Origin of the sequence: Cellvibrio sp. ARAG 10.3 (genome assembly GCF_051846955.1) — a bacterium.
Taxonomy (GTDB): domain Bacteria; phylum Pseudomonadota; class Gammaproteobacteria; order Pseudomonadales; family Cellvibrionaceae; genus Cellvibrio.
In genome coordinates, this window is the sequence record NZ_JBPYCU010000025.1 from 40,667 (window position 1) to 46,666 (window position 6,000).

General features: G+C 48.2%; 8 protein-coding genes. 1 reads left to right on the top strand and 7 read right to left on the bottom strand.

The window, feature by feature from the left end; genetic code table 11:
• Positions 1–22 precede the first annotated feature (22 nt).
• From ACSV5M_RS20390 to ACSV5M_RS20405, 4 genes are all read right to left on the bottom strand, one after another.
• Positions 23–532, bottom strand: coding sequence for a hypothetical protein (locus tag ACSV5M_RS20390; protein WP_439178574.1), 510 nt, complete (start codon positions 530–532; stop codon positions 23–25).
• Positions 533–1,200: 668 nt separating this feature from the next.
• Entirely contained in the window at positions 1,201–2,409 is a 1,209-nt protein-coding gene (locus ACSV5M_RS20395; protein WP_439178576.1) for an RES family NAD+ phosphorylase, read from the bottom strand.
• Between the two features lie 10 nt (positions 2,410–2,419).
• Entirely contained in the window at positions 2,420–2,992 is a 573-nt protein-coding gene (locus ACSV5M_RS20400) for an AAA family ATPase (protein WP_439178578.1), read from the bottom strand.
• A gap of 33 nt (positions 2,993–3,025) precedes the next feature.
• Positions 3,026–3,187: a hypothetical protein gene (locus ACSV5M_RS20405; protein WP_439178580.1), complete on the bottom strand. Its 162-nt coding sequence runs from the start codon at positions 3,185–3,187 to the stop codon at positions 3,026–3,028.
• A 246-nt stretch (positions 3,188–3,433) separates the two neighbouring features.
• Between ACSV5M_RS20405 and ACSV5M_RS20410 the strand changes: the two genes are divergently transcribed.
• The gene (locus ACSV5M_RS20410) at positions 3,434–3,643 is read left to right on the top strand and encodes a hypothetical protein (RefSeq protein WP_439178582.1); all 210 of its coding nucleotides are present in this window, start codon (positions 3,434–3,436) and stop codon (positions 3,641–3,643) included.
• Positions 3,644–3,648: 5 nt separating this feature from the next.
• On the opposite strand, the gene ACSV5M_RS20415 is transcribed toward ACSV5M_RS20410, so the two are convergent.
• The 3 genes from ACSV5M_RS20415 to ACSV5M_RS20425 all read right to left on the bottom strand — a co-directional run.
• Positions 3,649–5,199 carry a conjugal transfer protein TraG N-terminal domain-containing protein gene (locus tag ACSV5M_RS20415; protein ID WP_439178583.1) on the bottom strand — a complete coding sequence of 517 codons (1,551 nt, stop codon included), beginning with the start codon at positions 5,197–5,199 and terminating at the stop codon, positions 3,649–3,651.
• On the bottom strand, positions 5,196–5,609 hold the full coding sequence (locus tag ACSV5M_RS20420) for a hypothetical protein (RefSeq protein WP_439178585.1): 414 nt from the start codon (positions 5,607–5,609) through the stop codon (positions 5,196–5,198). The genes ACSV5M_RS20415 and ACSV5M_RS20420 overlap by 4 nt, the downstream gene beginning before the upstream one ends.
• Positions 5,610–5,619: 10 nt before the next feature.
• On the bottom strand, positions 5,620–6,000 hold a 381-nt coding region (locus tag ACSV5M_RS20425; RefSeq protein ID WP_439178586.1), incomplete at its 5' end, for a hypothetical protein.

Here is a 6,000-nt window from a genome sequence, read left to right on the forward strand (position 1 = left end):
AAATTAGCAATTGTAGGTTTTTCTATTGATGAGCCTCGACACTGGCTTCCAAAAAAGTACGTACATTACTCCAGATACACTTCTCGTAACTACACTTGAACTGTTTATAGGGTTTGGCGTGATTCTCTTTCTTAATCAACCTCTTGAGCTTCTCAAAGTAACTAATTCCTTTTCTATACTCGTTTTTTATGTGTTCACGTAAGTTATACTCAGCACGACCTATATCTAGCTCGCCATGTACACTAATAAATTTTGAATTCATGTAGTCATCCGTATACTTATCTTCAAGAAAGTACGTTTTAACGTTAGGGCTTCCAGAAAAAACTCGCCAAATATTTCTGCTTTTAGGAACAACATAATCTTTTTTTTCTTTCCTTATCTTGTACGCTGGAGCTATACCGTGTTTCGCTGAAATCTCCATTAGTGCTTTGTATATAGTAGGGCCGTAACCATTGACAGCATGAACGTTCTCAACATGCCACGTATCCCCTAAGCCTACCTTTATTGCTGCGATTAAATAATTTCCATCCATCAGAACAATCATCGGAAACGGAGGTTGCCTTGTTGACCCCTCCAAATGTACAGTCTTTAGATATGAATATAGGCAAAGCTCTCTGATACTATTTATGGTCAAACAACTTCCCCCAGCCTTATAACGTTGACATATGTAGTGGGTAAAGCGCTCTTAGCGCGAAGCGGAAGTCGTGACACGATCAAACTTTTCAAACCACGCAAGAATGTTCAACTGCTCCTCCACTTTCTGGCTGTAGAACGCGTGCAGCGCATCAAGCTGGCAGAGTTCCGGCATAAGCCTTGTAGCCGGCTATTGAGCAGCCTGAGATTCGACAAGACTTTTCTCTTTGCTGCTTTTACGACGATAGCATCCTTTCCAATCACTAACTTTGTCACGGTTCGTCCCTGAATGGCTAAAAGACGCCATGCTAACGCATCAATATTTTGGCGCCAGCAGTAAAATGCGGCATTTTCTGTAGGATATCTCTTACACGTCGCATATGTGTAAGAGATTTCGTCGACTCCCTGTGTTCGGCATATCGAGAATGAAGGTGGCCGAATGAAGTGGCGGCGATTCGTGGGCACCCGAACAGAACTTTCGCCAATATCGTATGTGAAAGTCGTGAGCAATAGGGAGTTGACGCTAACCCGAACCAACCAACTGCGAGATAGGGAATATAACGTGTGTTAAAAACTCCAGTTATCTGGCTCAAAATCGATATTCTCTGGCTCACCATCCTCGTATGATTGGCTATCGGTTTCATATTGCACCTTCAGGATCTTATGTCGAACAATTGAGTTAGTCGCATACGCGAGCGCATCAGTTGCCGGGGAAAAAATGACAATATTGGAGCCTTCTTCAATTTGCGCTGAAGAGTAGAGCACGGCTTCGATGGATAGATACGATGAGAGGTACTCTGCAATAACCTGCGTAGTTAGATAATCTTCAGTCTGAGACGGCAAAATCGGCATACTTATTTTTTCATGCAGTGATTCAAGAAACTGGATGCGGCATTCATTTTCCATAAAACTCGGATCAAAGTAACTTAGTCTATGTGGATGAAAAATATCGGCTAGCTTGGTAAAATCCAGAACGCGCAGCGGTCGAATGATATTGAATTTTCCGCTCACTACTGTACCCCCAACGGGGGGCCGTAATTCCGCAACACATGTCTCCCTATCAAATGAGCCATAGAATGCTGCAATACTAGATGGATTCATTCTGCCTGCTAAAGCTTTTTCCTTAGGAGCTATGAATAGTTCTTTCTTGGGATTTTTGGAGATTGCTTCAAAATCGGCCGATGAGTGATAAATGCGAGCCCTAAATATGGCGACACTCTCCACGGAGTAGATGGCCTTTTCATTGGCCGATCCAGGCACTAAGTAGTCTGCGATATCCTTAAAAAGCCAGTCTAAAAAGGGTTTAGCTCCTTCACAAAAGAAGCGACGAGAATAACGGATTTCGTCAGTGAACTCTGTCCATTTGACTTCAGCAATTGGAGGTAAAACTGGCGATCTAATATAACGAGCGTCACAATTGTACCGACTTTCCCCTTGGCTCATAAATTCGAAACCAGCATCCTTCATAAATTGGTCGTGTACAGCCTCAACAATGTCCTCGTTTTCGTCTGTATCAAGAACTGTCGCAATCCAAAATTGAAGGTCATCTCCTTCCTGATGATCAAACTGTGGAGAGTCACTATCGTAATTATAAATAATTCCGCCGGGCCGAATATACTCATCAAAAAGACACTCAATCTTTTGTTTAAGATCATGCAATGATGTGCATTTCTTATATTCTCCACAGATGACACATTCATCAGAGTGACCATCTTGACTAATTTCATGAACAAGAAATGGTTCGCCAACGCAATCACAACAGACTGAATCGCCCATAGTGAGGCTCCTAAGGAAGATAGGGTACTAACCACTGAGGTATGTTTGTTGAGGCGTTGTGAATTAAGCCATTTCGATAACCTGCCAACCACCGGTAGTGTTCGGAGTTGTCATAGATATGGGCACTTTCGAACGCTTTAATATAGATTCTGAGGTTACCCATTGAGCGCGGATAGCGTCGCTTGACGTCTTCCAAGGGAATCGCATGGCCGCCAAAAGACACCCGTTTAGCGACTCGCTGTGCGCTCATGTCAGCACTACTCAAACAAACATAGATAAAGATCGTACGGAAGCCTGCTTCCTTGGCCATCTTGGCATAATTCAAGTAGGTGGAGCCGGAGATGGTCGACTCCACGATGAGAGACTGACCGTTTTCTATATGTTGTTTAACCAGCTCCAAGGTACGCTTGCCTGCAGAAACTTGTTCCTGGTCTACGGTGGCAAAGGAGCCGGTCATACCCTTGGCAATCGCATCCGGGTCAACAACTTCGATGTTCGGAAAGCGATGTTTAATGGACAGGGTGAGGGTCGATTTACCGGCGCCGTTAGGGCCGGCAACGAGCACAAATTGTGGTCTTGACACGAAACATTCCTTATTGGTTTATCTGGCCCAACCTTATTTGGTGGGGGGATGAATGGCCTTGCGACGCTCAGCCGCCTTGGCTTCCTTGTACGCATCATCGCCGATACGCTTGCGGCCAGCATCGGTTTCCAACTCCCGCAAGAACTGTTCAAGCTGAATATCACCCAGCGTTTTCGGCTTTTTCGGCTTTTCCATGGCACCTCCTCAATGACGTATGGAACAGGTATGACGATGTCTACTGTATGGCATATCCCATGCTAGTGGGCATCAGGGGAAATAGATATACATTCTGTCACATGAGTATATTTTGTAAACTGCGTGAATTTAGAGCATATCCCCATTAGTGACCACTGAACCTGCATCCTCACAGGTTGATCACCTTTTCACCATGTCGTAGACTAAAGGCAGGAATCTGAATCGCTGGACAGCGAGGTAAATGTAATGAACACCAACAAATTGTTAAAAGTATCAAAAGCGACTGTCGTGCTGGTTTTCAGCGTGGCTTGGATACTTTTGAAAGCGATATTCACCTTTCTCACGTTAGCTCAGGCTACGCCGGTCCGGATAGTGGGTGAAGACTCATCAAAATCTCATTCCCAATGGGCGACTTTTGATGACGATGACCCTCGTCACTACCCAGGTGGCAAATAGCTTCTTCATCTTGGTGACTTAGGAGGAGTGGCTGCCGCCGCAACTGGGTTGGCAGCAGTTGTTAGCACGTTGCTCATTGCCGCACTGCCTTTTACGCCCGCCATTCCGACCAACATCGTAAAAAGTAGGGGCAATACGAAAAAAAGTGAGCGAATCACATAGCGTATTGCCTCCACCGTGACATCCATCCCCGTATCATTGCTAAACCGTACGCCAAGAATTGTCGTGGGATCGCTGTGATCTCCCCACTGCGTAACAGCTGCCAGGAAGAAGTTATCCATCCAGACCGCTATGGCGAACAGGAAGCTCCAGAAGAACACGCTGAACTTCACCGCCAGGAGCGTTACCAGGACGTCCAGGCGGTAGCCCGACAATACCAATAACAAGGGTGTGACCACCGTAAAGAACATCAGGATGACCGCTTGGACGAGGGGGCCGGCATCTCGATACATTCGCGCCTTGGTACGGTCAGGGATCGACATGAATGCTGCTGCGGAAGCATTTATCGCATCAGCTGTTCCGCGCCAGAAGCCGTCCCTCGGATAGTTGTTATTAATCTGCAGCCGCTGGATATCAGTGTTCGCTGAGAGCAGCGCCCTTAAGAGGTCATCTTGAGTTGACTGGCTGGTACGTGTCAGTACCTGCATGATCGCCGACCAGGTGCTCTGTTCCTGGGAATTCCCTAGTTCATCCGCGAAATAATCCAGCAACCGTCCGTGCAACCCATCGGACTCATCCAACCACCATTGCCGGCAATAGGGAAACCCTCGCCCATCAGAGTACTCTGGCGTAACGATGTTGCTGTCACGGTCACGGTCGTAGCGGATGCTCCACAAGCCCTCGGTCGTTCGGTAGTGACTGTAGTAACTGCTGTGTCCGAGAAAAAATCGGCTGCCGGGCCACATAATGTCCTGGTCGATATCCTTGATCTCCTGGGGCACCGGCGGCTTGTCTCGCAGGTACCGGTTGAGGCTGGGCCGCCAACAATCCCTATAAAACATCGCTGTCTCATCACGCAGCTGCTTATCGTGGATCTGCAAGGTGGCCAGCTCGGTAGAGATGCGACGCAGATCCGGCTGACACGGCAGAATGCCGGCGGCCGTCGTGGACAGGCCTGACGAGAAAAAATCCCAGATATACCAGATGATCGGCACCTTCGGTGTACGGCCGTCCAGTTCCAGTGCGTCGATACGATCATAGGTCGTACCAGTCTGACCGATGCGGATCTCTTGGGTAGTTTGGGTCAGACTATCGCCATTAACCTCGCATTGATGGATGTTTGCCCTGACACTTTGAGGAGCGAGATTGATGGCCGGGTTGCAGCAGAGGATCAACACAAAGAACGCGACATATAGCTCAATCTCCGAGCGTGCAAACGCCTGCACACCAATATCGGTTTTATCACGACTTTTCCTCGCCTCGATAAGATTGCGGATCACAATAAATGCGAAAGGAATCAAAGCCACACCGGTGCCAGTTAGCAGATCCCATAAGCTGTTGAACATGAACCAGCCGAGCACGGTGGTATACAGCTCTATGCTGCTCGAAACGATCACAGGAAGCGTCCTATCAACTGGAGTGCATCAAACGGAAAGAACAACTCATACACGATAAAGATGCGCAAAAATGATCGGCGCCAGGACAAGACCGACGCCGTGAGTTCGTCGTTAGTCACACCATCGCGTTGCCCACACCAGCTGGCAATCTTTGGCCATACCACAAGCAGGAACACGCCGTAGCACAACCAGCGAAAACCCGTTAAAAACCAAAAATGATCCTGAACCAGGTTACCGATATTCAGCACAGCATCCGGACGCTGAGCCAGCCACGAACCCAGCAACCCGAGAACAACCAGAACACCCACGAGAACCAACAATCGATATAACCATTTCTTGAACCAGGCTAATCGCGGTTTTGTCGGAGCTGACTGCTGTAATGACTCCGTTAGGGTGGATTGTTCGCTCATCTCAGCCACCTCAATTCAACTCAATGCCGCCATCGCGGATGCGCGGTGTTGATGGCGGTGCTGGATTGATATTGGCGGCGTCCGCTGCAGCCGCGCGTTGTTCGTGACGCTCTGTCAGCACACGTGCTGTACTGGCTAGGACCTGTTGACGCACATGCTTCTCATACAAAATGCCGTCGATCTCGCTTTGCAATTTTTGAATCGATGTATTGATTGCTGTCTGCGCTTCCGCGTTCGCCGCGACGTTCGCTTCCTGCTGGCCCGCACGCAACAAATCAATCGCCACCAGTGCTTTCTCAATCGTGCGAGCCAACGCAATTTCCGTCGCCAGCCGATTGGCTAACAAGGCACGCTCCGGAGCCGGTTCCTCACGTAGCGCCTGGATGACGGG